The 20,359-nt window shown below is 46.5% G+C and carries 25 protein-coding genes and 1 pseudogene; 22 read left to right on the forward strand and 4 right to left on the reverse strand.

Features of this window, described 5'->3' with window-relative positions; genetic code table 11:
- The first annotated feature begins 5 nt into the window (after window positions 1-5).
- Window positions 6-1,364 carry a replication-associated recombination protein A gene (locus ACIFQN_RS28365; protein WP_429836400.1) on the forward strand — a complete coding sequence of 453 codons (1,359 nt, stop codon included), beginning with the start codon at window positions 6-8 and terminating at the stop codon, window positions 1,362-1,364.
- A 13-nt stretch (window positions 1,365-1,377) separates the two neighbouring features.
- Here the strand turns inward: ACIFQN_RS28365 and ACIFQN_RS28370 are convergent, their stop codons facing one another.
- Window positions 1,378-1,551, reverse strand: a complete 174-nt coding sequence (locus tag ACIFQN_RS28370) for a hypothetical protein (RefSeq protein ID WP_164684843.1) — start codon at window positions 1,549-1,551, stop codon at window positions 1,378-1,380.
- A gap of 102 nt (window positions 1,552-1,653) precedes the next feature.
- Here ACIFQN_RS28370 and cymR point away from each other — a divergent pair, with 102 nt between their 5' ends.
- The 6 genes from cymR to ACIFQN_RS28400 all read left to right on the forward strand — a co-directional run bounded on the left by cymR (window position 1,654) and on the right by ACIFQN_RS28400 (window position 6,823).
- Window positions 1,654-2,073 (forward strand): cysteine metabolism transcriptional regulator CymR, encoded by a 420-nt coding sequence (gene cymR, locus ACIFQN_RS28375; protein ID WP_429836401.1) that lies wholly within the window; start codon window positions 1,654-1,656, stop codon window positions 2,071-2,073.
- Window positions 2,074-2,134: 61 nt separating this feature from the next.
- On the forward strand, window positions 2,135-3,283 hold the full coding sequence (locus ACIFQN_RS28380; protein ID WP_429836402.1) for a cysteine desulfurase family protein: 1,149 nt from the start codon (window positions 2,135-2,137) through the stop codon (window positions 3,281-3,283).
- 258 nt (window positions 3,284-3,541) lie between these two features.
- Entirely contained in the window at window positions 3,542-5,806 is a 2,265-nt protein-coding gene (recD2, locus tag ACIFQN_RS28385; protein ID WP_429836403.1) for an SF1B family DNA helicase RecD2, read from the forward strand.
- A 74-nt stretch (window positions 5,807-5,880) separates the two neighbouring features.
- The gene (locus tag ACIFQN_RS28390) at window positions 5,881-6,360 is read left to right on the forward strand and encodes a PRC-barrel domain-containing protein (protein ID WP_429836404.1); all 480 of its coding nucleotides are present in this window, start codon (window positions 5,881-5,883) and stop codon (window positions 6,358-6,360) included.
- A 32-nt stretch (window positions 6,361-6,392) separates the two neighbouring features.
- Window positions 6,393-6,599: a hypothetical protein gene (locus ACIFQN_RS28395; protein ID WP_049737968.1), complete on the forward strand. Its 207-nt coding sequence runs from the start codon at window positions 6,393-6,395 to the stop codon at window positions 6,597-6,599.
- 29 nt (window positions 6,600-6,628) lie between these two features.
- The gene (locus tag ACIFQN_RS28400; protein ID WP_236699933.1) at window positions 6,629-6,823 is read left to right on the forward strand and encodes a hypothetical protein; all 195 of its coding nucleotides are present in this window, start codon (window positions 6,629-6,631) and stop codon (window positions 6,821-6,823) included.
- A gap of 77 nt (window positions 6,824-6,900) precedes the next feature.
- Here ACIFQN_RS28400 and ACIFQN_RS28405 read toward each other — a convergent pair whose 3' ends face one another.
- Window positions 6,901-7,587, reverse strand: coding sequence for a TerC family protein (locus tag ACIFQN_RS28405; RefSeq protein ID WP_429836405.1), 687 nt, complete (start codon window positions 7,585-7,587; stop codon window positions 6,901-6,903).
- 372 nt (window positions 7,588-7,959) lie between these two features.
- On the opposite strand from ACIFQN_RS28405, the gene ACIFQN_RS28410 reads away from it, so the two are divergent.
- The 8 genes from ACIFQN_RS28410 (at window position 7,960) to ACIFQN_RS28445 (ending at window position 14,787) form a co-directional block, all read left to right on the forward strand.
- Window positions 7,960-9,024 carry an AI-2E family transporter gene (locus ACIFQN_RS28410; protein WP_429836406.1) on the forward strand — a complete coding sequence of 355 codons (1,065 nt, stop codon included), beginning with the start codon at window positions 7,960-7,962 and terminating at the stop codon, window positions 9,022-9,024.
- Between the two features lie 68 nt (window positions 9,025-9,092).
- Window positions 9,093-9,257: a hypothetical protein gene (locus tag ACIFQN_RS28415; RefSeq protein ID WP_429836407.1), complete on the forward strand. Its 165-nt coding sequence runs from the start codon at window positions 9,093-9,095 to the stop codon at window positions 9,255-9,257.
- Window positions 9,258-9,339: 82 nt separating this feature from the next.
- On the forward strand, window positions 9,340-11,988 hold the full coding sequence (gene alaS / locus ACIFQN_RS28420; protein WP_429836408.1) for an alanine--tRNA ligase: 2,649 nt from the start codon (window positions 9,340-9,342) through the stop codon (window positions 11,986-11,988).
- Between the two features lie 117 nt (window positions 11,989-12,105).
- On the forward strand, window positions 12,106-12,366 hold the full coding sequence (locus tag ACIFQN_RS28425) for an IreB family regulatory phosphoprotein (protein ID WP_429836409.1): 261 nt from the start codon (window positions 12,106-12,108) through the stop codon (window positions 12,364-12,366).
- A gap of 10 nt (window positions 12,367-12,376) precedes the next feature.
- Entirely contained in the window at window positions 12,377-12,793 is a 417-nt protein-coding gene (gene ruvX, locus ACIFQN_RS28430) for a Holliday junction resolvase RuvX (RefSeq protein ID WP_429836410.1), read from the forward strand.
- 6 nt (window positions 12,794-12,799) lie between these two features.
- Entirely contained in the window at window positions 12,800-13,090 is a 291-nt protein-coding gene (locus ACIFQN_RS28435; RefSeq protein ID WP_429836411.1) for a DUF1292 domain-containing protein, read from the forward strand.
- 225 nt (window positions 13,091-13,315) lie between these two features.
- Window positions 13,316-14,122, forward strand: coding sequence for a class I SAM-dependent methyltransferase (locus ACIFQN_RS28440; protein WP_429836412.1), 807 nt, complete (start codon window positions 13,316-13,318; stop codon window positions 14,120-14,122).
- Between the two features lie 305 nt (window positions 14,123-14,427).
- A complete protein-coding gene (locus ACIFQN_RS28445) occupies window positions 14,428-14,787 on the forward strand; it encodes a winged helix-turn-helix transcriptional regulator (RefSeq protein ID WP_429836413.1) in 360 nt (119 codons plus the stop codon).
- 82 nt (window positions 14,788-14,869) lie between these two features.
- Here ACIFQN_RS28445 and ACIFQN_RS28450 read toward each other — a convergent pair whose 3' ends face one another.
- On the reverse strand, window positions 14,870-15,400 hold the full coding sequence (locus ACIFQN_RS28450) for an NAD(P)H-dependent oxidoreductase (RefSeq protein WP_429836414.1): 531 nt from the start codon (window positions 15,398-15,400) through the stop codon (window positions 14,870-14,872).
- A 251-nt stretch (window positions 15,401-15,651) separates the two neighbouring features.
- On the opposite strand from ACIFQN_RS28450, the gene ACIFQN_RS28455 reads away from it, so the two are divergent.
- The 7 genes and pseudogenes from ACIFQN_RS28455 to ACIFQN_RS28485 all read left to right on the forward strand — a co-directional run bounded on the left by ACIFQN_RS28455 (window position 15,652) and on the right by ACIFQN_RS28485 (window position 19,181).
- Window positions 15,652-16,488 carry an MBL fold metallo-hydrolase gene (locus ACIFQN_RS28455; RefSeq protein WP_429836415.1) on the forward strand — a complete coding sequence of 279 codons (837 nt, stop codon included), beginning with the start codon at window positions 15,652-15,654 and terminating at the stop codon, window positions 16,486-16,488.
- Between the two features lie 293 nt (window positions 16,489-16,781).
- A complete protein-coding gene (locus ACIFQN_RS28460) occupies window positions 16,782-16,946 on the forward strand; it encodes a tyrosine-type recombinase/integrase (RefSeq protein ID WP_429836416.1) in 165 nt (54 codons plus the stop codon).
- 143 nt (window positions 16,947-17,089) lie between these two features.
- Window positions 17,090-17,386, forward strand: a pseudogene (locus ACIFQN_RS28465) (GyrI-like domain-containing protein); the annotation flags it as partial.
- Between the two features lie 125 nt (window positions 17,387-17,511).
- A complete protein-coding gene (locus ACIFQN_RS28470; protein WP_429836417.1) occupies window positions 17,512-17,931 on the forward strand; it encodes a DUF1801 domain-containing protein in 420 nt (139 codons plus the stop codon).
- 397 nt (window positions 17,932-18,328) lie between these two features.
- Window positions 18,329-18,598, forward strand: coding sequence for a DUF4304 domain-containing protein (locus tag ACIFQN_RS28475; RefSeq protein ID WP_429836418.1), 270 nt, complete (start codon window positions 18,329-18,331; stop codon window positions 18,596-18,598).
- Between the two features lie 252 nt (window positions 18,599-18,850).
- A complete protein-coding gene (locus ACIFQN_RS28480) occupies window positions 18,851-19,042 on the forward strand; it encodes a hypothetical protein (RefSeq protein ID WP_429836419.1) in 192 nt (63 codons plus the stop codon).
- On the forward strand, window positions 19,035-19,181 hold the full coding sequence (locus ACIFQN_RS28485) for a hypothetical protein (protein ID WP_429836420.1): 147 nt from the start codon (window positions 19,035-19,037) through the stop codon (window positions 19,179-19,181). Before ACIFQN_RS28480 ends, ACIFQN_RS28485 begins: the two co-directional genes overlap by 8 nt.
- Window positions 19,182-19,516: 335 nt before the next feature.
- On the opposite strand, the gene ACIFQN_RS28490 is transcribed toward ACIFQN_RS28485, so the two are convergent.
- Window positions 19,517-20,356 carry a DUF92 domain-containing protein gene (locus tag ACIFQN_RS28490; protein WP_429836421.1) on the reverse strand — a complete coding sequence of 280 codons (840 nt, stop codon included), beginning with the start codon at window positions 20,354-20,356 and terminating at the stop codon, window positions 19,517-19,519.
- Window positions 20,357-20,359: the final 3 nt, after the last annotated feature.

The following is a 20,359-nucleotide window of genomic DNA, read 5'->3' on the forward strand; positions in this document are numbered from 1 at the left end:
GAACCATGGATGATCTTTTTTCGTTTGCCTACGACCAACAGGGAGGCGGCAAGCAAAAACCATTGGCTGCCCGGATGCGGCCACAAATGATTCAGGATGTCATCGGCCAATCCCACATTTTAGCGCCTGGGAAGCTGTTGCGCCGTGCGATTGAAGCCGATCAGGTGTCTTCGGTGATTTTTTATGGTCCGCCGGGCACAGGAAAAACAACTCTCGCAAAAGTAATTGCTCGTTCCACTCGAACGTATTTTGCGGAGTTGAATGCCGTAACGGCAGGGGTAGCAGACATTCGAAAAGTAGTGGATGCGGCCAAGGAAAGACTGGTTATGGATCAGCAGAGAACGACTCTTTTTGTAGATGAGATTCATCGTTTTAACAAATCGCAGCAGGATGCTCTTCTTCCTTATGTGGAGGAAGGAACGATTACATTGATTGGGGCAACAACTGAAAATCCTTTTTTTGAGGTGAACCCGGCACTGTTGTCCCGATCACAGATTTTTTCGCTCCAGTCGCTCTCGCATGAGGAATTGAAGCAAGTGATGGATCGTGCCTTGACAGATGAAGAAAACGGATTGGCAGAGCTTGGGGTCACGGTGGAATCTGAGGCTTCTGAGCATCTCATCCAATACGCCGAAGGAGACGCAAGGCGATTGCTCAATGCATTGGAGCTGGCGGTTACTACGACACCGCAGAGTACTGATGGACGGATTACTGTGACATTGGACGTAGCAGTGGAATCTATTCAACGCAGAGCCGTTCGATACGACAAGAGCGGCGATAACCATTACGACACTATTTCCGCTTTTATCAAATCCATCCGCGGCTCCGATCCTGATGCAGCGCTTTATTGGTTGGCAAGGATGATTGATGCCGGGGAAGACCCGCGGTTCATTTCTCGACGCCTCATCATCTCAGCGTCCGAAGATATCGGAAATGCTGATCCGCAGGCCATCACGGTTGCGATTTCTTGTTTTCAGGCAGTGGAGCTGGTAGGTATGCCAGAGGGACGGATTCCTTTAGCCCAGGCAACGACTTATCTAGCTACTGCTCCCAAAAGTAATGCTGCTTATAACGGCATTAATTCCGCTCTCGATCGTATACGCACGGATGGACATAAGCAAGTGCCTATCCATCTGCGTGACTCCGCCTATAAAGGAGCAGCAAAGCTGGGACACGGTCAGGGTTATCTGTATCCGCATCATTATCCATATGGATACGTGCCACAACAGTACCTGCCTGACGGTGTAAACTATTCGTTTTACCAGCCCAAAGATCACGGCTATGAACGGCACATCCGTCGATTCCAGGAAGAGCGGCAAAAGCTGGATGGACGTGGCCTTCCAAAGAAAAACTCCCCCGAATAAGGGGGAGAAGAGATTACGTACGTACGTTTCCACCTGGCTTGTTAGGCAAATCACCATTTTCATTAGGCTGTTTGCTCTGTTCACTCGCTCCATAGCGGGCTTTGTGGGCGATTGTGCCAGCCGGTTGGTCGTACAAGGTTTCGGACGGGTGATTACGTCCTCGTTCTCGGCGTTTGTTCGTTGCCATTATGCTTTCACCCCCCTAAGATGCTAGTGTGTCCTTGCAGCGACAAGTCATGTAGGCTCGCGGAAGTGGGTAGATCGTTAATAAAGAGGAGAGTTGTTAAACGTGAAGATTTCGACGAAAGGACGTTATGGGCTGACGATCATGATGGAGTTAGCCAATCGCTGCGGAGAAGGACCGACTTCATTGCGGAGCATCGCCCAGCGCCATGATTTATCCGAGCATTACCTGGAGCAACTGATTGCGCCTCTGCGAAATGCGGGCTTGGTAAAAAGTATTCGTGGAGCTTACGGTGGCTATGTATTGGCGAAGCAACCGGAAGAAATTTCGGCAGGAGATGTCATTCGCGTTTTGGAAGGTCCAATCAGCCCGGTAGAATTTGCAGAGGAAGAAGATCCAGCCAAGCGCCATCTGTGGCTGCGTATTCGGGATAGTATTTCGGCTGTATTGGATTCAACTTCATTGCAGGATTTGATCAGCTTTGAAGATGATGGACATGCTGATAACTACATGTTTTACATTTAAACGGACGTTCATATAGTCCGGGATCAAGCATTACCTAAAATGCTAGTAGAAGGTGACACCAGTGTCTGACATGATGTATTTTGACCACGCCGCCACTACGCCTGTACACCCTCGTGTCGTAGAGGCGATGACTCCGTATATGACACAAGTATTTGGGAATCCATCGAGCGTACACGGTGTTGGCCGAGAGGCGCGCAAAGCGCTTGAGAAGGCAAGAGACCAGATTGCAGCCTTTATGGATGCGGATCCGCAATCCCTTATTTTTACTAGCGGCGGGACAGAAGCCGACAACATGGCGATCATAGGAGGGGCGATGGCCCAGCGGGAGCGGGGGCGTCACATCATTACCTCGCAGATCGAGCACCATGCCGTCTTGCACGCATGTGAATATTTGGAGCAAGCAGGCTTTGAAGTGACCTACCTGCCTGTAGATGAGACGGGGACCGTCCGTTTGGCTGACTTGAAGCAAGCAGTTCGAGAGGATACGGTGCTTGTTTCCATTATGTATGGCAACAACGAAGTGGGAACCATCCAGCCGATTGAGGAAATCGGTACATTTTTGCGTGAAAGAGGGATTATTTTTCACACGGATGCCGTTCAGGCGTTTGGTGTTCTGCCAGTTCGTGTAAGGCAATTACCCGTAGATATGCTCTCGGTATCGGCGCACAAGATTAATGGACCAAAAGGTGTAGGTGCTTTGTACTTGGCGCGGAAGGTGCCTTTTTCACCGCTCGTGCACGGTGGTTCCCAGGAGCGCAAGCGTCGTGCTGGAACCGAAAATCTCGCAGGAATCATTGGATTTGCAGAAGCGACAAAGGTCATCTCCGTAGAAATGGACGATCGGATTTCCAAGTACAGACAGATGAAGGAAGTGATGCTTCATGTCTGGCAAAAGGAAGGTATCGCCTATCATGTGAATGGGCACCCGGAAAAAGTGATGCCGCATATCCTAAACGTCAGTTTTCCTGGCGTCCAAACCGAAACGATGCTGATGAATATGGATCTCGTGCAGATTGCCGCTGCCAGTGGGTCGGCATGCACGTCCGGATCATTGGAGCTTTCTCACGTCTTGATCGCGATGAATCTGGAGGAGTGTATCTCTCACTCCGCTATCCGCTTTAGCTTCGGGATCACCAACACGGTGGACCAGGCCCGGCTTGCTGCCCAGTCTATAGCCAATATTGTGAAGCGCTTAGTTCGTGATCGGTAAGGTCGTACTCGTTGAAACATACAAGAAAGAGCCGCTTGGCAGTTGCAAACCTGCCAAGCGGTTTTTTGTGTTCCAACGAGCAATCGGCAACAACAGAAGAAATGACGGCAGCGGCCGAGAACTTGCCATAAATAGCTGAGCGGTTGTCAGAACAAGTAAAACGTTTTACAATTTAATAACGTGTGCAAGCTTGAAATCCACTTTGTTGTAAAGTGGATTTTTCCATTCAGGGCATGGTTCAAGTAAGGAGGCGGTAGGATGGAGGAGCAGCAACAAACGATCTCCCTGTTTGCCGAGACATATATACGCGGATTTATAACGCAGGAAATTTTTTACAATGAAGAAACGTGGTACGGAGTTATCCGTCTAAAGATAGAAGAGACTACCGAACCCATCAAAGAATCGGAAGTAATCGTTGTCGGCAATTTTCCCCGTCCTCATCCCGATGAGCTGTACACATTTTACGGGGAGTGGAAGACACATGCTCGCTTTGGGCAACAGTATATAGCCAAGCGCTATGAACGTGAAACACCTAAGACACTTGCTGGGGTAGAGCGCTATTTGGCTAGCGGTTTGTTCCGAGGGATCGGGAAAAAGATGGCCAAACGGATCGTAGAGCATCTGGGGGTAGACGCGCTCTCCATCATTGCGGATTATCCGGAGCGATTAGCAGAGATCCAAGGCATTTCCGAATCGCGAGCCAAAATCATCTATGAATCGGTAATCGAACATCGTTCTCTGGAGAGTGCGATGGTATTTCTATACGACTTTGGTATTGGTGTCAACATGGCTTTGCGGATTTATCAGACTTACAAGCTTGAAACCATGACGGTTCTAAAGGAAGAGCCGTACCGGCTGATTGAGGATATCATGGGCATCGGTTTCAAACGGGCAGATGACATCGCTCGTGCTACCGGGATTGCGGCTTCCTCCGAGGAACGCGTAAAAGCTGCTGCCTTGTTTGTATTACAAGAGGCTTCATACTCAGAAGGCCATGTTTTTTTGCCGGTGGAAGAATTATGCGAAAAAACACTGCGTCTCTTGGAGGAGTGTGGGGGACATGTATTTTCAATAGAGGATATTACCCTGGCAGTGGAAGCGCTGTTTGTCGCGAGCAAAATTGCTTGGGAGGACGAGCGGGTATACTTGCCCTCCCTGTTCTTTGCTGAGCTAGGGCTCGCCAAACGGCTCCGTCATTTTTCACAACGAGATTCATTTGGCACGTTCCCAACATCAGAGTTTTACCGTGCGCTCGGTGCAGTAGAGGATGAGTTGGCGATTACGTATGCCCAGACGCAGCGGGATGCGATTGAGCAGGCAATTACATCAGGTCTTATGCTTTTAACGGGAGGACCAGGAACCGGTAAAACTACGGTCATTCGTGGAATTTGCCGTGTATTTTCACAGCTTCATGGCTTGTCACTCGATTTGAAGAAATACGATGAGGAAAATCCGTTTCCTATTTTGCTGGTCGCTCCAACGGGCCGTGCTGCTAAGCGGATGACCGAGACGACAGGTCTGCCGGCTATGACCATCCACCGCTTGCTCGGTTACAAAGGGGAAAGCTTTGAGCATGATGCTGAGCATCCGATTCGGGGCCGCCTTTTGATCGTAGACGAAATGTCCATGGTAGATATCTGGCTGGCCAACCAGCTATTCCGAGCCGTTCCTGATGACATGCAAATCATCATGGTGGGGGACCCTGATCAGCTCCCGTCTGTCGGACCTGGCAATGTGCTCTTGGACATGATTCGCTCCGGGCTCTTGCCGCTTGCGCAGTTGACCGAAATTTATCGACAGGCAGAGGAGTCCACTATCATCCGTTTAGCGCATGATGTCCGCAAGGGAACCGTGCCAGGGGATTTGCTCCATACAACCCCTGATCGTCGATTTTTCACAAGTTCGCCACAAGATGTTCCCGAAGCAGTGAAACAAATTTGCTCCGGAGCCGTAAAAAAAGGGTATACGGCAAAAGATGTTCAGGTTTTAGCCCCTATCTATAAAGGAAGTGCCGGTGTAAACCGGTTGAATGAAGAATTGCAGGAGCTGTTTAATCCAAAAACCGCCCAGAAGCGGGAAGTAAAATTTGGGGAAATGGCTTTCCGTACAGGAGACAAGGTCCTGCAATTAGTGAACAATGCCGAAGAACAGGTGTTCAACGGTGACATGGGTGAAATTGTAGCTATTTTTTTCCCAAACGAAAACGCAGAGAACGAAGAGATGCTGGTCGTTGCCTTCGATAACCGGGAAGTGGTGTACAAGCGTTCAGCTTATCATCAACTGACGCTTGCCTACTGCTGTTCGGTGCACAAATCGCAGGGTAGCGAATTCCCGATTGTGGTTATGCCGTTTGTCAAAAGCTATTACCGAATGCTAAGGCGAAAACTCGTTTACACGGGGATCACGCGGAGCAAGTCATTTCTCATCATGTGCGGAGAACCGGATGCATTCCGCGCAGCCGTAGAAACCGATGAGGAAGGTATCAGGTACAGCTATTTGGAAGAACGGTTGAAGCTGGAGTAAGGTTGGAACCATTTGCGCCGAATGGACAAATCCTTTTCGCCCGATACTAAATAAGCGGAAGGGGGATGTCCCACATGCGCAAGGCATTGGATGCAGTCGGTCTGCCCGTCGTGTGCCTACAAACAGGAGAGACGATTGGTACCGTTCGTGACATTCTTTGCGACTCCACTTGGCATGTACGAGGAGTCTTGCTGAGCGAACAGGGCTGGTTCCATGCAGGTACCTATATTCCTACCGAACACATTCATGCGGTAGGGGAGTCCTGCCTTACCGTATCGGGAAAAGACGCGATCACGCCCTTGCCTCATCTCGCCGCTCTGGAACCTGTCGGATTCGTGACGGGAAAGACAAAATTAAAAGGAAAAGCGGTGATCACCGCTTCCGGAGCACTCCTAGGCAGATTGGAAGATGTTTACTTTTCTGCGAACTGGGAGAAACTTGTAGGGTACGAACTATCGAATGGTTGGTTAGCGGATGTTACAGAAGGGCGCAAGCGCTTGTCCGCACCACCTTCCGTCATCGTCGGGGAAGAAAACCTGATCGTGCCGGACTAGGATCGTGCCAGGCGTGAAAGGGAGGATTCGTGATGCGTGTCATTTGCCCGAATTGCAGTTCCAAAGACGTGGGGAAGATTGGAACCAATCAGTACTACTGCTGGAACTGCTTTATAGAGATGAGCGTAACAAATGAGCAAATCGCTTCTGTCTATCAGGTAGAAGAAGATGGCTCATTGCATTCGCTCAATGATCTGTTTATTGAAGATCAAACGGTTTCCGCTCAATTAAACATGTAGTTTATGTGAGCGGCAAAAAACAACTGGAGGTGGCACGCTTGTTCATTCGAAGCCTGTTGCGCGTTCTCGCCACAAGCGGTATTGTGGCTGTCATCGGTTATCTGATGGCTCCTCGTCGTCGCAGTCGGTTTTCACTGAATTGGAATCGCTTGCCGTTTTCGATGCGTGATGTACGACGTATGCTGAAGACAAGCCGCAAGATGATGCGTGCTGTTACCCGTTAATTAGTAAAATGCCTGCTTGGCGGAACATAAATAAACGCCCGAACGTATGATAGTTCGGGCGCTTTTTTTCTGTCTAATTAAGATTGTTCTGCGAGACGTTTTTGTTGCTGGCTTTTCATCCGGCCGGTCAAGAGTACGCCAACCACTACTGCAACGATGAACAACCATTTCACCCATGGATAAGCAGTAAAGAACGGGGTGAGGAACTTCTCGGTAGTTACCATGCCTGCTGCCGTATAGGCAAGTACTGCGGAACCAATATAGATGACGACAGGGTAACGCTCCATGATTTTTAGGATCATGGTACTTCCCCATACCATGATCGGAACACTGATGACCAAGCCGATGATGACCAGCAAAAAGTCACCATGTGCGGCACCTGCTACCGCGATTACGTTATCTAGCCCCATTACCGTATCAGCTACAATAATCGTCCAGACAGCTGCTCCCAGACTTCCGCTTGCTTTCATGTTGTCGTGACCCTCATCCTGTACCAGCAGCTTGAGGGAGATCCAGATGAGGATCAATCCACCGACTAAGAGCAAGCCAGGTATTTTCAACAACCAGACCACGGCCAGAGTCGCCAAAGCACGAATGACGATCGCTCCGACAGTACCCAAAATAATGGCTTTTTTTTGTTGATGGGCAGGCAAATTGCGAGCTGCCATTCCGATGACAATCGCATTGTCACCGGCCAACACTAAATCAATAACAATGATAGAAAGTAGTGCTGACCAAAACTCAGGGGTTAACAACAATTCCATTTCTCTTCCTCCTCCTCGTCCTTTGGAAGTGAATAATCCACTGGCCGTTTTCTTGATACCTCCTAGTAGTGTGGCTCAAAGGGCAAAAAGAAAACGACCTTTCCCTGGACAGGCAAAGGTCGTTAGAACACAAAAATAGACCTTTACCTGTTAGGCAAAGGTCTTGCTTACAACATTAAAAACATGTTGCCAACATAGCCGGGGATAAATCCCGTAATGACGACTATGCTGCGTAAAAGCTACTCCCCTTTGGAGATATCCTCTTGTATTTCCATACTACTTCGATGCTTCTGATGTGTCAATAGGGTACATGATTTTTGTGTGACTGTGACAACCTATTAAATATGGAAACGGAAGGGAGGAGGTGTCCAGATGGAGGAACTTCGCCGCAGCCGCTTGTTTGCCGCGGCTATTTGGCTCATCACACTGCTTATCATCGGTAACCTGCTATGGCTGCTCCGCCCTGTCGTATCGTCATTCCTGCATTTTTTAGAAGAAGTATTCGTCCCGGTTCTGGTGGGACTCGTGATTGCCTATTTGCTGCATCCGATCGTACAGATGCTGGAAAATCGAAGGGTTCCACGCATGATAGCGGTATTATTGATTTATGGATCTTTTGTACTGGTCATTACGATTGCCATAGTGAATGCCATACCGATCTTTACGACCCAATTGGTGGAGCTGTCAGACGATTTACCTAGGCTCAGCGAATGGTATTATAAATGGTTGAGCGAGTGGGAGGCGCATAAGTACTTTTTGCCCGACAGTATCTCACATGGTGTGGATCGTGTGATCATCCAGTCACAGGAAGGGATATCGCATTCGGTGACCAAGCTGGTCAACAATGCGCGCAACTCGTTAGGAAAATTTCTTGCTCTAGCAGTCGTCCCATTCATCGCCTTCTATTTATTGAAAGACATGAAGGAACTGCATCAGACCGGGATGTCGATTGTTCCCCGTGCCTATCGAAAACAGGTGCTCGCAGTGCTTCGTGACATCAACGAATCATTGGGAAATTACATACATGGACAAATGATGGTCGCTTTAATTGTAGGCGTGTTCGCTTATTTAGGCTACTGGTGGATCGGAATGCCATATCCTTTCGTTCTGGCAGCGTTTGTCTGTTTGACGAACATCATCCCTTATATTGGACCTTTGATCGGCGCAGCTCCTGCCGTTGTCGTTGCTTTGACGATTTCCACGAAGACCCTTCTTATGGTGATCGGCGTCAATCTGATCATCCAGGTGGTGGAGGGAAATATCTTGTCTCCGAATATTGTCGGACGTTCGCTGCATCTCCATCCACTCCTGATTATCATGGCGCTATTGGCTGGTGAGGCGATCGGAGGGATAATCGGATTGATTTTTGCAGTCCCGGTTCTTGCCGTGTGCAAAGTCATCATTAGTAGAATTGCTGTCATGATGCATGAAAGTTGACAGTGATCGCTAAAAAAATTTATAATACGAACAAAGCAATACTGGCATTGATCAATGAGGGAACGAGTATGTTGCAAACCTTCTACAGAGAGGACGCTCCACGGTTGAGAGGGCGACCAGAAGAAGTGCAACGGAAGGCTACTCCTAAGACCGGGCAAAAACCGGCGGCTTGGCACCGTTATACGCCCGTAAAGCGACAGGCCTTGGCGCGGATTGGTGTAGCGAGCCTGTAAGCAGGGTGGTACCGCGAGAAAAAACAGTTCTCGTCCCTGAGGGGATGGGGGCTTTTTTCATTTTTTGAAGAGGAGAATGTAGATGAAGAAGCTGACAGGTAATCAAATTCGTCAGATGTTTCTTGACTTTTTTGTGGAAAAAGGGCATCGCATCGAGCCGAGCGCTCCCTTGGTTCCAATCGACGATCCTTCCCTGTTGTGGATTAACAGCGGTGTAGCGACCCTCAAAAAATATTTTGATGGCCGTATTATCCCGGATAACCCACGCATCACCAACTCACAAAAATCAATCCGCACCAATGATATCGAAAACGTAGGCCGCACAGCTCGTCACCATACGTTTTTCGAGATGCTCGGCAATTTTTCCATCGGGGAGTATTTCAAGGAAGAAGCCATTGAATGGGCATGGGAGTTTTTGACCAGTCCGAAATGGATTGGCTTCAACCCGGAACTGCTTTCCGTTACGATTCACCCAGAAGACGAAGAGGCGTTTGAGCTGTGGAGCAAAAAAATCGGTGTTCCTGAAGAGCGAATCGTTCGTTTGGAAGGGAATTTCTGGGATATTGGAGAAGGCCCAAGCGGTCCGAATACGGAAATTTTCTACGACCGTGGCGAAGCCTTTGGCAATGATCCAAATGATCCAGAGCTCTATCCTGGCGGAGAAAACGAACGCTATCTGGAAGTATGGAATCTGGTATTCTCTCAGTTCAACCACAACCCAGATGGCACTTACACCCCACTGCCGAAGAAAAACATTGATACCGGTATGGGGCTGGAGCGTATGGCTTCCATCATTCAAGAAGTGGACAACAACTTCGAAACGGACTTGTTGTTCCCGCTGATCGAAAAAACGAGCGAGATTTCCGGAGTAAAATACAAACAGAGTGCGGAGATGGATGTAGCGTTAAAAGTAGTTGCTGACCATGCTCGTACCGTTGTGTTTGCGATTGGGGACGGAGCGCTTCCTTCCAATGAAGGTCGCGGCTATGTCATCCGCCGTCTGCTGCGCCGTGCCGTGCGCATGGGTAAAAAGCTGGGTGTGGAGAAACCATTCCTGTACAGCCTGACCGAAACCGTAGGAACGATGATGGGCGTATTCTACCCAGAGGTCGTGGAAAAGCGGGCGTTTATTGAAAAAGTAATCCGTGCCGAGGAAGATCGTTTCCATGAGACATTGGGTGACGGTTTGGCTATCCTTTCCGAAATGGTGAAGATAGCCAAGGCAAGCGGTAAAACACAGCTTTCCGGATCAGACGTGTTCAAAATGTACGATACGTATGGATTCCCTGTTGATTTGACCGAAGACTTTGCCGATGAACAAGGGCTGACTGTAGACCGCGATGGCTTTGATCAGGCAATGGAAGAACAGCGCGAGCGTGCCCGTGCAGCTCGTCAAGACGTGGACAGTATGCAAATCCAAGGCGGTCCATTATCCGATTTGACGGTTACGAGTCAATTTGTTGGTTATAATGAATTGGTAGCAACAGGAAAAGTGGAAGCGATCATTTTTGATAACCAGTTGACGGATGAAGCGGAAGAAGGTCAAACTGTTCAAGTCATTCTGTATCAGACGCCTTTCTATGCGGAATCTGGCGGTCAGATTAACGATGAGGGCTATTTGGTCTCTGATTCTGTAAAAGCTCGTGTGATGGATGTACAAAAAGGACCAATGGGTCAAAACGTACATTCCGTGCTCGTAGAAGCCGGAACATTGCGCAAAGGCGAAGAAGTGCGCGCCGAAGTAAACCGCGAATCCCGTCTTGCTATTACAAAAAACCACACAGCTACCCACTTGCTGCATCAAGCATTGAAGGATGTGCTGGGAACGCACGTGAATCAGGCAGGTTCTTTGGTATCTCCTGAGCGACTGCGTTTTGACTTCACTCACATCAGCTCGATTACACCGGAAGAACTGGAGCGAATCGAAGCCATCGTAAACGAAAAAGTGTGGGAGAATCTGTCTGTCGATATTTCCAACAAAGCGCTGGCAGAAGCAAAAGCAATGGGTGCAATGGCATTGTTCGGTGAAAAATACGGCGATGTTGTTCGTGTCGTCAAGGTAGGCGATTACAGTCTGGAGCTTTGCGGTGGATGCCATGTCAGCAACACGGCTGAAATCGGCTTGTTCAAGCTGGTCAGTGAGAGTGGAATCGGTGCAGGTACTCGCAGGATCGAAGCTGTGACTGGTAAAGGTGCCTACCAATTCCTCAACCAGCAATTTGCTACACTCAAAGAAGTAGCGCACGCGCTCAAAGCACCAGTCTTGGCCGAAGCTCCTGTTCGTGTAGAAGGCTTGCAGCAACAATTGAAAGAATTAGGGCGCGAGAACGAGTCCTTGCGTGCGAAGCTGGGTAATATCGAAGCAGCGTCTTTGACCGAACAGTTGAAGCAGGTAGATGGCATGAACGTACTCGCAACCCGTGTGTCTGCCGTAGACATGGACAACTTGCGCGGCATGGTGGACGAGCTCAAAAACAAGCTCGGCTCCGCTGTCATCGTACTTGGGGCAGTAGACGGCGACAAGGTAAACCTGGTAGCTGGCGTAACCAAAGACCTGATGGACCAAGGAATTCACGCAGGTAAAATCATCAAGGAAGTAGCCGGCCGTTGCGGCGGAGGCGGCGGTGGCCGTCCTGATATGGCGCAAGCAGGTGGTAAAGACCCATCCAAGCTGCAGGAAGCACTCGATGCGGTAGCTGATTTGGTGAAGAGTCAAGCGGTTGCAAAATAGTTATTACTCGCGAGAAATTTGCGAGATTGACAGGAAAGAGTCGACCAAAGTCGAATACAGTTGATAACAAGCAACTTTTTCAAAAAAGAAGGAACAGAGGAAATCGAGGTGTTGATTGTGAGTTCGTTGGATAATACCATGAAATTCACGGTGCCTAAGGAAGCGAATGCGGTGGATGTGCAAGAGACTTTGACAGAGGTGTACAAGGCCCTGCAGGAAAAAGGATACAACCCGATCACCCAGATCGTAGGTTATTTGCTTTCTGGCGACCCGGCGTTTATCCCACGCCACAACAACGCACGCAGCCTGATTGGCAAACTGGAACGGGACAAAATCATAGAAGAGTTGGTGACCGTTTACTTGTCCGAGCGCAAGTAGGCCTGATAACATGACACGATTCTTGGGATTAGATGTTGGCGACAAGACGATTGGGGTCGCGGTCAGCGACGAGCTGGGGTGGACTGCCCAAGGGGTAGAAACCATCAAGCGACAATCTAAGGAAAAAGACTTCGCCCGCCTTAACGAATTAATCGCTCAGTATCAAGTGGGTGCTTTTGTTGTAGGTTTGCCGAAAAACATGAATGGGACGATTGGTCCGCGGGCTGAAATGTGCCAGGCATTTGGCAAGCTTTTGGAGGAACGAACATCTCTTCCGGTTCACATGTGGGACGAACGATTGACGACGATGGCAGCCGAGCGTATGCTGATTTCTGCTGATGTCAGTCGTCAAAAGCGCAAGACAGTTATAGACAAAATGGCGGCCACTTTAATCCTGCAAGGATATTTGGACGCGAAATCGAGGTGACCGAAAGTGAGTGAAGAGATGATGGAGGAGTTTGAAGTGGGCGACGTGATCGCCCTGACGGAGGAAGGCACAGAGCAGCCGCGTGACTTCCGCATTATGTACATCTTTGATATTGAAGATCGCAGCTATCTGGTGCTTGTGCCGGTCGATCAAGAGGAAGACGAGGAGTATGAAGTTCATTTCCTCCGTTATGATGGCACGGACATGCTTCAACCAATCGAAGACGACGAAGAGTGGGAGCAAGTAGAAGCCACTTTTGAAACGTTGATCGCCGATCTGGAACAAGAAGGAGTTTAAAAACGAGCGAGAGGGTCCTGATGCCCTCTCTTCCTCCAGAGTTAGAGGCATAATTTAACGGCTAACCCTCCGTAATTGGGTTCTAAGATTCGTTGTCTTTTTATTAAAACAATGATCAAGAAGAGTGGTACCGCGAAGGTTAAACCTATCGCCTCTTTGTAGGCGATAGGTTTTTTCTATTCTCTACAATAAAAAACAACTTAATGAAGGTAGGTGTTTTGGTTGATGGAAAACGTTATTGATTATTACTCCCAATTTGATGAGTGGGGAAGGTTGGATAGGGAACCACTTGAGTTTACTATTAATCTGCATTATATAAAACAGTATTTAGCTACATCTCGAACTGTGCTAGATAATGGCGCAGGACCAGGTAAATACGCGATTGAGTTGGCTACACTCGGATATAACGTAACCCTATCTGACCTAACACCTAAGCTAGTTGAAATTGCTAAGCAGAAGGTATCTGAGTTAGGATTAACCGAACAATTTAATGGTTTTCATGTGTTGAATGCAACACATCTAGACGGAATACCAGACGAGAAGTTTGATGCCTCTCTCATGTTAGGCCCTCTATATCATTTACAAAAAGAAGAGGAGCGAGTCTCAGCAGTTAAGGAATTGTTTCGTGTGACAAAGAGGAACGGTATCGTTTTTGTAGCATTCCAAAGTCGAATGAGAATGACAATTACATCATTACAGTTCCCTCAATATTGGAAACCAAATGACAACATAGATTCAATACATGAGTTATATGAAAATGGGATTTTCAATCATAATGATAAAGGTCGATTTACAGGAGCCTATTATTTCAACATTGATGAAATAAAACCTTTCATGGAGAAGAGCGGATTTCAAACCATTGATTTAATTGGTTCTTCTAGCATCGGAGCAATGCTGAACAACGAGCAAAAACAGTATTGGACAGACCAAGGTGAATATGAAAAGTTGGTTAACTTTCTGATTACCTCTGCTAATGATCCATCCATTTTGGGAATTTCATCTCATCTGCTGTATATAGGGAGAAGGAAGTAAATAATTTATATTAGTCATGAATATTATGTGAAATAGCGTATTTTCATTGATAATTTTAAAATTTGGTCTTGATAAACGATGAAAATATAGATCTAGACTAAGAAAATAATGATCTAGACTGACTGTTAACGGGCCGTTTAACGTAATAAACCTTCGTCGCCAATTTTGTTACCCTCCTTCGACTTAAACATCGTTCGTACGAGCAAATTTTATAGCGATTTACATCCTTTCAATAAGATTGCATAATGATCTATGTCAAGTGTGCATATTTATATCCTATAATTATCAAAAGGAGAGTGTAACTTGTGCGCGAAACCTGTGTTCCACCTGAAGTGAAACTAAAAGACACTGGCTTTGGATACACGTTGTCTTTAATAGGCGGTAAATATAAAATGATCATTATGTATTGGCTGTCTGAAAATAAGGTTATGCGGTTTAATGCGCTGCAGCGAAGTATCGGTACGATTTCCTTTAAAACGCTAAGCATCATGTTAAAAGAGCTGGAGGCAGATGGCCTTATCATACGCCAGGAATTTCCTCAAATACCTCCAAAAGTTGAATATTCATTATCTGAACGTGGTCTTTCTCTCATTCCGGTGTTAAATATGATGTGCGACTGGGGAGAGAAAAACAATTTGCCAGCTCTAGAGGCTGTACAGCGATAGGATAGCTTTTTTGTTTAAATCAAAAGAAGTATCTCCTGTACAAGGAAATACTTCTTTTTTATAGCTTTAATAAAGCTACCTATTACAGGTTGTCAACAAAATTCAAATAATCTTGTGCGCTTTTTTCCAATTCGCTTACAGACGGCTCATATTCTGTACCATAAAACGCAAAGAACGATCGGTAATCTGCATTGCAGTAAAGGAAAGTAGTTTCAAAAGGAGATAATAAATGTTCAAGTGTATAGCGATATCTTCCCACTTCACTATAATCTTCTTTTTTAATTCCGGCAGATACAGCTAAAGAAACTTTGCGGTTCTTTAATTTATCGCCTCCATTTGAACCATAAGCCCAGCCATAAGCAAAAACATCGTCAAGCCATTTTTTAAGGAGAGGCGGACAATTAAACCAATATATAGGGAACTGCAAAACAAGATTACCATGCGATTCAACCAATTTTTGTTCTTTTTCCACGTCTATGTTTCCATCAGGATAAACCTTATGCAACTCGTGAACAGTATACTTATCCGGATATTTTTTGAGTTCTTCTACCCATTGCTTATTAGTGATGGATGTTTCTATGCTTGGGTGTGCTACGATAACAAGAGTTTTCAAAGATTTGTCCTCCTGAAAGTATTATTTATTTCTGTTCTTGAGTGTAAAGTTAACACTGCAAATATGTAAGTATGCACTTTTAGTACAGGTACTTACATAAAGGTGAGTGTCACCCCGAGCTTTTTGGGTTGCACTTGATATTTTTAACGGGCAGCATTCGTTCATTTAGTGGCAGAAATTTCGGTATAATATAATTGCTTGGTTTTATGGAGGGACATTAGGTCTTACGACATGAAGAGGAGAATATCTCAATGAAATTAACTGTGCTGGTTGATAATAACACTTATATCGACCGCTACTTTGTTGGTGAGCCAGCTGTTTCTTATTTAATCGAAGATGAAGGTAAGAGGATACTATTCGACGTAGGATACTCAGATGCGTTCATTCGCAATTCAGAAAAGATGAGAATTGATTTGAGAAAACTCGATTACGTTGCGCTGTCACATGGACATAACGATCATACCTGGGGATTGGATCCGCTCATCCGAATGTTTTCTGAAGCGAAACTTGAACATTTAGAATTCAGACTTCCAACCATTATTGCTCATCCTGATGTATTCTACAGCAAACTCTTGAATGGTGAAGAAATAGGGAGTTTGCTAACTGCTGAGAAAATCACTAGGCACTTTAAATTGGAATACACCAAAAAGCCGGTGTGGCTGACGGAGAAGTTGGTCTTCCTAGGTGAAATTGAAAGGACTATGCCTTTTGAAGCGGATAGCGCTATTGGACAAATTGCAAGAGATAGCGAAATTTCAGAGGACTACCTGCTGGATGATTCTGCACTTGTTTATAAAGCTGAAAACGGTCTTGTCATCATTGTTGCATGTTCACACTCAGGAATCTGCAATACCATTGAGTATGCCAAAAAAGTTTGTGGAGACAATAGGATTCTCGATATAATCGGAGGATTTCATCTGCTAAACCCTGGAGAACATCAGATGAACAAAACCGTGGAATATTTTCAGACGCTCAAACCGAAATATTTACATGCTTGTCATTGTACAGATTTGAAATCGAAAATTGCATTATCAGATGTGGCGAATGTAGTGGAGGTTGGAGTGGGTTTAACTCTTGAATTTAGATGAGACTCATTACGCTAACGGGTTCGCTAGTTTAATTTAGACAAATTAAATCCTTCCATTTGAAGCAAACTAGACTGAATAGCACGCTCTACAGCACAAAATGCTGGTGACGGAACTCGGCGACCTGGATATTTCAGAGATCACTTTAACTTTGCTAAAGGAATACTTAGCGAAGCAATCTGATCGGTTGAAGCCGAGCAGCATAGGACATCATATTCGTTTTGTTGATCTCTTTTCCGCTTTGCCTATGAAGAAACTTATTTCCTAAGTTTTTGGTCGAGGAAGATGTCAATCACTTGAAGATCTCTTGTCACTCTCTAAGGGAGAGGGCTCTTCTTGAGTTCCTTTACAGTACTGGCTGCCGAGTTGGAGAGGTGGAGAAAAAACTAAACATCGAAGACCTGAACTGGGAGAACTGCTCTGCAATGGTTAATGGCAAGGGTATAACGGAGCGCCTTTAGATTTCATTCAGGGAATGTTGGGGTATGAAAAAGCATCAACCACTCAAATATATGCTCAGCTGCACGGCGATCGCCGGCGAGAACTACACCGCCGGTACTTTTAGCAGTCTATGGCTATTGAGTAATATAACTGTTACTTCAACTATGAACAGGGAGATGCGGGACTTTATGAAGTAATGGCCAGCGTACATGTACAGGAAGCATTACAGCTTCAAAACCTAGATATGATAAAAGCATTTACTGTTCCTGCTGCAAAATATGCAGTATTCGTCACAGAACGTGGACCAATTATAGAGATGGTGCAGCGTACTTGGGCTGATATTTGGCAATGGTCACAACAGCCAGCCAATAACCGAGCATTCACAGGTGATTTTGAATATTATAGCAAGGATATTAATCCAGAGGACGGACAAGCAGAAATTTATATTTCGATAAAATAGCTGCCATGTTGTACCAGACAACTTGAATCGCTTTTAGAAATTTATTAAAACACTGAATCTGTACGATGGAGTACCTAGAAATATTTGTTGACTAGTTTGTTATTTTTAAAAAAGGAATGATCAATATGAGTGCAATTGAAAATACCAAGGTGGAGGAAGTATTCGAACAGTATCCTAAACACATTCAGTCGAGACTATTGATTCTTCGTCAGTTAATTTTGGATACGGCAATAGAGACAGAAGGCGTTGATCATGTGGATGAAACGCTAAAATGGGGAGAGCCTAGTTATATCACAAAAAAAGGGAGTACAATTAGAATAGGCTGGAAACAGTCAAGCCCAGATCAATACGCCATGTATTTTAACTGTAATACAAAGCTAGTTGATACGTTTAAAGAGGTTTATAGAGATTTATTCAACTATGAAGGTAATCGAGCGATAGTATTTGCTGAAAATGATGAAATACCAGTTGATGAATTCAAACAGTGCATTGCATTGGCACTCACTTATCATACTCGAAAGCATCTACCAATGCTTGGGAAATAATAAATAGACGTTAAAACATTTTTATAAGATCCTCTTTTTCGGTGAAATAAAGTAATGTCTATATATTTATTTAGCTAGCAAAAAGGAGTGAGCTGTATTTTAGCTCACTCCACTACTTGTCTTAATGCCTTGTTTTTATAGCAAATTTTCATTTGATACAAATCCTTGTTGTTTCAGCAGTTCTTGGTGTAAACCTGATTCCATGACGATTCCCCATAAAAAATATGCACTAGAAAGCCCATTTCGGATACCTTGAAGGCACTTTCAAGATAAATGTACTCAGATTTATGATTGAGCTATCGGGTTCGATAGATCAACAATCCAAACATAAAGGCAGCGGTTAACAACCGGCTGCCTTTTCTACATAGAGGGAGAATAGTGAAAAAGCTACCGGATAGTGAACTGCGGTATTTATGCAGCAGAGTTAGTACAGATACAATCGAGAGAGATTCTGACAACACCAAAAGAAGCGGAGTGTCACTTCAGAGCAAGAATTGGGGAAATTGCCGAGTCTATTCCAGATCAATTTTCAATCACTCCTGATACGAATATGGATGATTTGAGAAAAACGCTGCTTAGTGGTTTGGAAGAGGTTATTCATTTCTATGATACTATGACCAGTGCCTCGAAAATAAATACAAGGCCATCTTCAATAAATACGGAGTAGAATTTGATAAGCTATAAGTCAGCATAGTGAACGTAAGTGGGAAATGATGTGGTGGCAATAAAACTTGATGAAACCTTACCCCGCAACGGATTCTTTTGGTGGGTGCAGAATAGTCCGCGCGCCTTTGTTCGGTTGAAACCGAGCTAAGGGTTTATTTCAAAGAAGGCTTGGTGAAGATCGCGTTTCTCTTTCCATTTGAGGAAATTTCCAGGAAGGTTGTGGACATACTAACCCGTAAAGGAGGAGAAGCGCATGTATGACAATCCCGGAAATGACCTGCCTGATTTCAAACAACTGGATGACAGACTGATCGCACAGCCTCCAACCAGCCCGATACTCGCAATCCGCACCAATCTGGACAAGGAGCCTAATGACGTCGACAATCCGTATGTGCAGCAGGATTCCAAACCTTCCAGGCAAAATAGGGGTGAAGCAAATGAATGATCGCGCTACAAACGAAAAACCGGACATGGGTTATCATGGAAGCAATATGCATGGATATTCCATCACGGAAAAGGGAGAGGCATTGGACCAAACTGCCAAAGCGACTACGGAAAACGAAGAAAACGGGGAAGAAGAATAGTTCTTCTCCCATCACGACTGAAAAATCCCCTTCAAGTGAACAGGCAGCAGCTCGGCTTCCCTGCTATCCTTGAAGGGGATCCCTTATGTAAGAGAGAGGCGCGATGACTTAAGAAAAATTTCCGGTAAGGTAACCGCGGTATGTAAAACATATTCCTACGAAGTGAACGTAAAGTCCTCATTCTTTTTAAAGATAGGGACTATTTTACACCGTGAATAGTCATTCGACATGTGAGTGGTAACAAGGATGACCACTAGAGTAACGGAGCTGGGTTCCATTATTAAATAACCGGAAGGACTCGGCATCGTTCGGCGATACGAAGTCATTCCGGTTTTTTACATTCCAGCTAAGCCGAGTGCCAGCGCCAGTGAGACGGCGGACGTGCCGCCTGCAAGCGAGCCGGCGACATTGACGGCATCGTTGTTCCAGCCAGCGCGACCGCGGATTCGCACGGCTGGCCTGCCGCAGTGGCGGGCCTGCTCGATTTCGCGACTGCAAGCGACGCAACGGTACATTTGCTGCCATGTCGCACCGATCCATGAATCGGCCAGCGACCCTATGATGCCCGCCAGACCGGCTATTCCGACCCAGGCGACCGGTCTAAGAGCCGCCGCGGCCGCATCTGGCGCGGATTGGCCGGGCACCGCAAGCAGCATCCACGCTACGGCGCCGATAAAAAGGCCGCCGGCCAGCGAAGCGGCCACGCCGAGGCCAGAAACCCCTCCGGACGTGCCAGGCGGAACGCGCCGACCCGTCTTGATCGATCTCGGAGGCGTCCGGCTCAAGCCACCGATTTCTGTAGCCCAAGTATCGGCTGTGACTGCCGCCATAACGCCGAGGAAGGCGTACCACCAAAGCGGATGCGGACACGCCCAATTTGCAGCGCATAACAGCAGCCCCAGCCCTCCGTTAGCTAGCACCTGGCCGGCATCGCGCCTCCCTGTTTTCTCATAACCGCTCTCTGCCTCTTCCTTTGCATGCTTTTTCCACTTGGACCATAAGGTCGACGAAACAAAAAAAGCGATGAGGGAGCCGAACCAGACCGCGCTTCCGAGCGCGTACATCACCGTGCCCAACATCACCGCCGCGAAAAAGCCGGAACCGGACAGCAACCGTTTTGAATAAGCCGTCCCCGCAATCCCAGCGCTGCAGGCCAGACCTATTAACCACTCCATCGC

Source organism: Brevibacillus sp. NRS-1366, from assembly GCF_050467985.1.

What these genes read in the sequence shown, in the direction of transcription:
- ACIFQN_RS28405 (WP_429836405.1), bottom strand. Translation starts at nt 7,587, where the DNA reads ATGGAATTGTTGTTAACCCCTGAGTTTTGGTCAGCACTACTTTCTATC.
- ACIFQN_RS28455 (WP_429836415.1), top strand. Translation starts at nt 15,652, where the DNA reads ATGAAATTAACTGTGCTGGTTGATAATAACACTTATATCGACCGCTAC.
- ACIFQN_RS28365 (WP_429836400.1), top strand. Translation starts at nt 6, where the DNA reads ATGGATGATCTTTTTTCGTTTGCCTACGACCAACAGGGAGGCGGCAAG.
- ACIFQN_RS28395 (WP_049737968.1), top strand. Translation starts at nt 6,393, where the DNA reads ATGCGTGTCATTTGCCCGAATTGCAGTTCCAAAGACGTGGGGAAGATT.
- ACIFQN_RS28410 (WP_429836406.1), top strand. Translation starts at nt 7,960, where the DNA reads ATGGAGGAACTTCGCCGCAGCCGCTTGTTTGCCGCGGCTATTTGGCTC.
- recD2 (WP_429836403.1), top strand. Translation starts at nt 3,542, where the DNA reads ATGGAGGAGCAGCAACAAACGATCTCCCTGTTTGCCGAGACATATATA.
- ACIFQN_RS28480 (WP_429836419.1), top strand. Translation starts at nt 18,851, where the DNA reads ATGTATGACAATCCCGGAAATGACCTGCCTGATTTCAAACAACTGGAT.
- ACIFQN_RS28470 (WP_429836417.1), top strand. Translation starts at nt 17,512, where the DNA reads ATGAGTGCAATTGAAAATACCAAGGTGGAGGAAGTATTCGAACAGTAT.
- ACIFQN_RS28440 (WP_429836412.1), top strand. Translation starts at nt 13,316, where the DNA reads ATGGAAAACGTTATTGATTATTACTCCCAATTTGATGAGTGGGGAAGG.
- ACIFQN_RS28415 (WP_429836407.1), top strand. Translation starts at nt 9,093, where the DNA reads ATGTTGCAAACCTTCTACAGAGAGGACGCTCCACGGTTGAGAGGGCGA.
- ACIFQN_RS28485 (WP_429836420.1), top strand. Translation starts at nt 19,035, where the DNA reads ATGAATGATCGCGCTACAAACGAAAAACCGGACATGGGTTATCATGGA.
- ACIFQN_RS28490 (WP_429836421.1), bottom strand. Translation starts at nt 20,356, where the DNA reads ATGGAGTGGTTAATAGGTCTGGCCTGCAGCGCTGGGATTGCGGGGACG.
- alaS (WP_429836408.1), top strand. Translation starts at nt 9,340, where the DNA reads ATGAAGAAGCTGACAGGTAATCAAATTCGTCAGATGTTTCTTGACTTT.
- ACIFQN_RS28390 (WP_429836404.1), top strand. Translation starts at nt 5,881, where the DNA reads ATGCGCAAGGCATTGGATGCAGTCGGTCTGCCCGTCGTGTGCCTACAA.
- ruvX (WP_429836410.1), top strand. Translation starts at nt 12,377, where the DNA reads ATGACACGATTCTTGGGATTAGATGTTGGCGACAAGACGATTGGGGTC.
- ACIFQN_RS28370 (WP_164684843.1), bottom strand. Translation starts at nt 1,551, where the DNA reads ATGGCAACGAACAAACGCCGAGAACGAGGACGTAATCACCCGTCCGAA.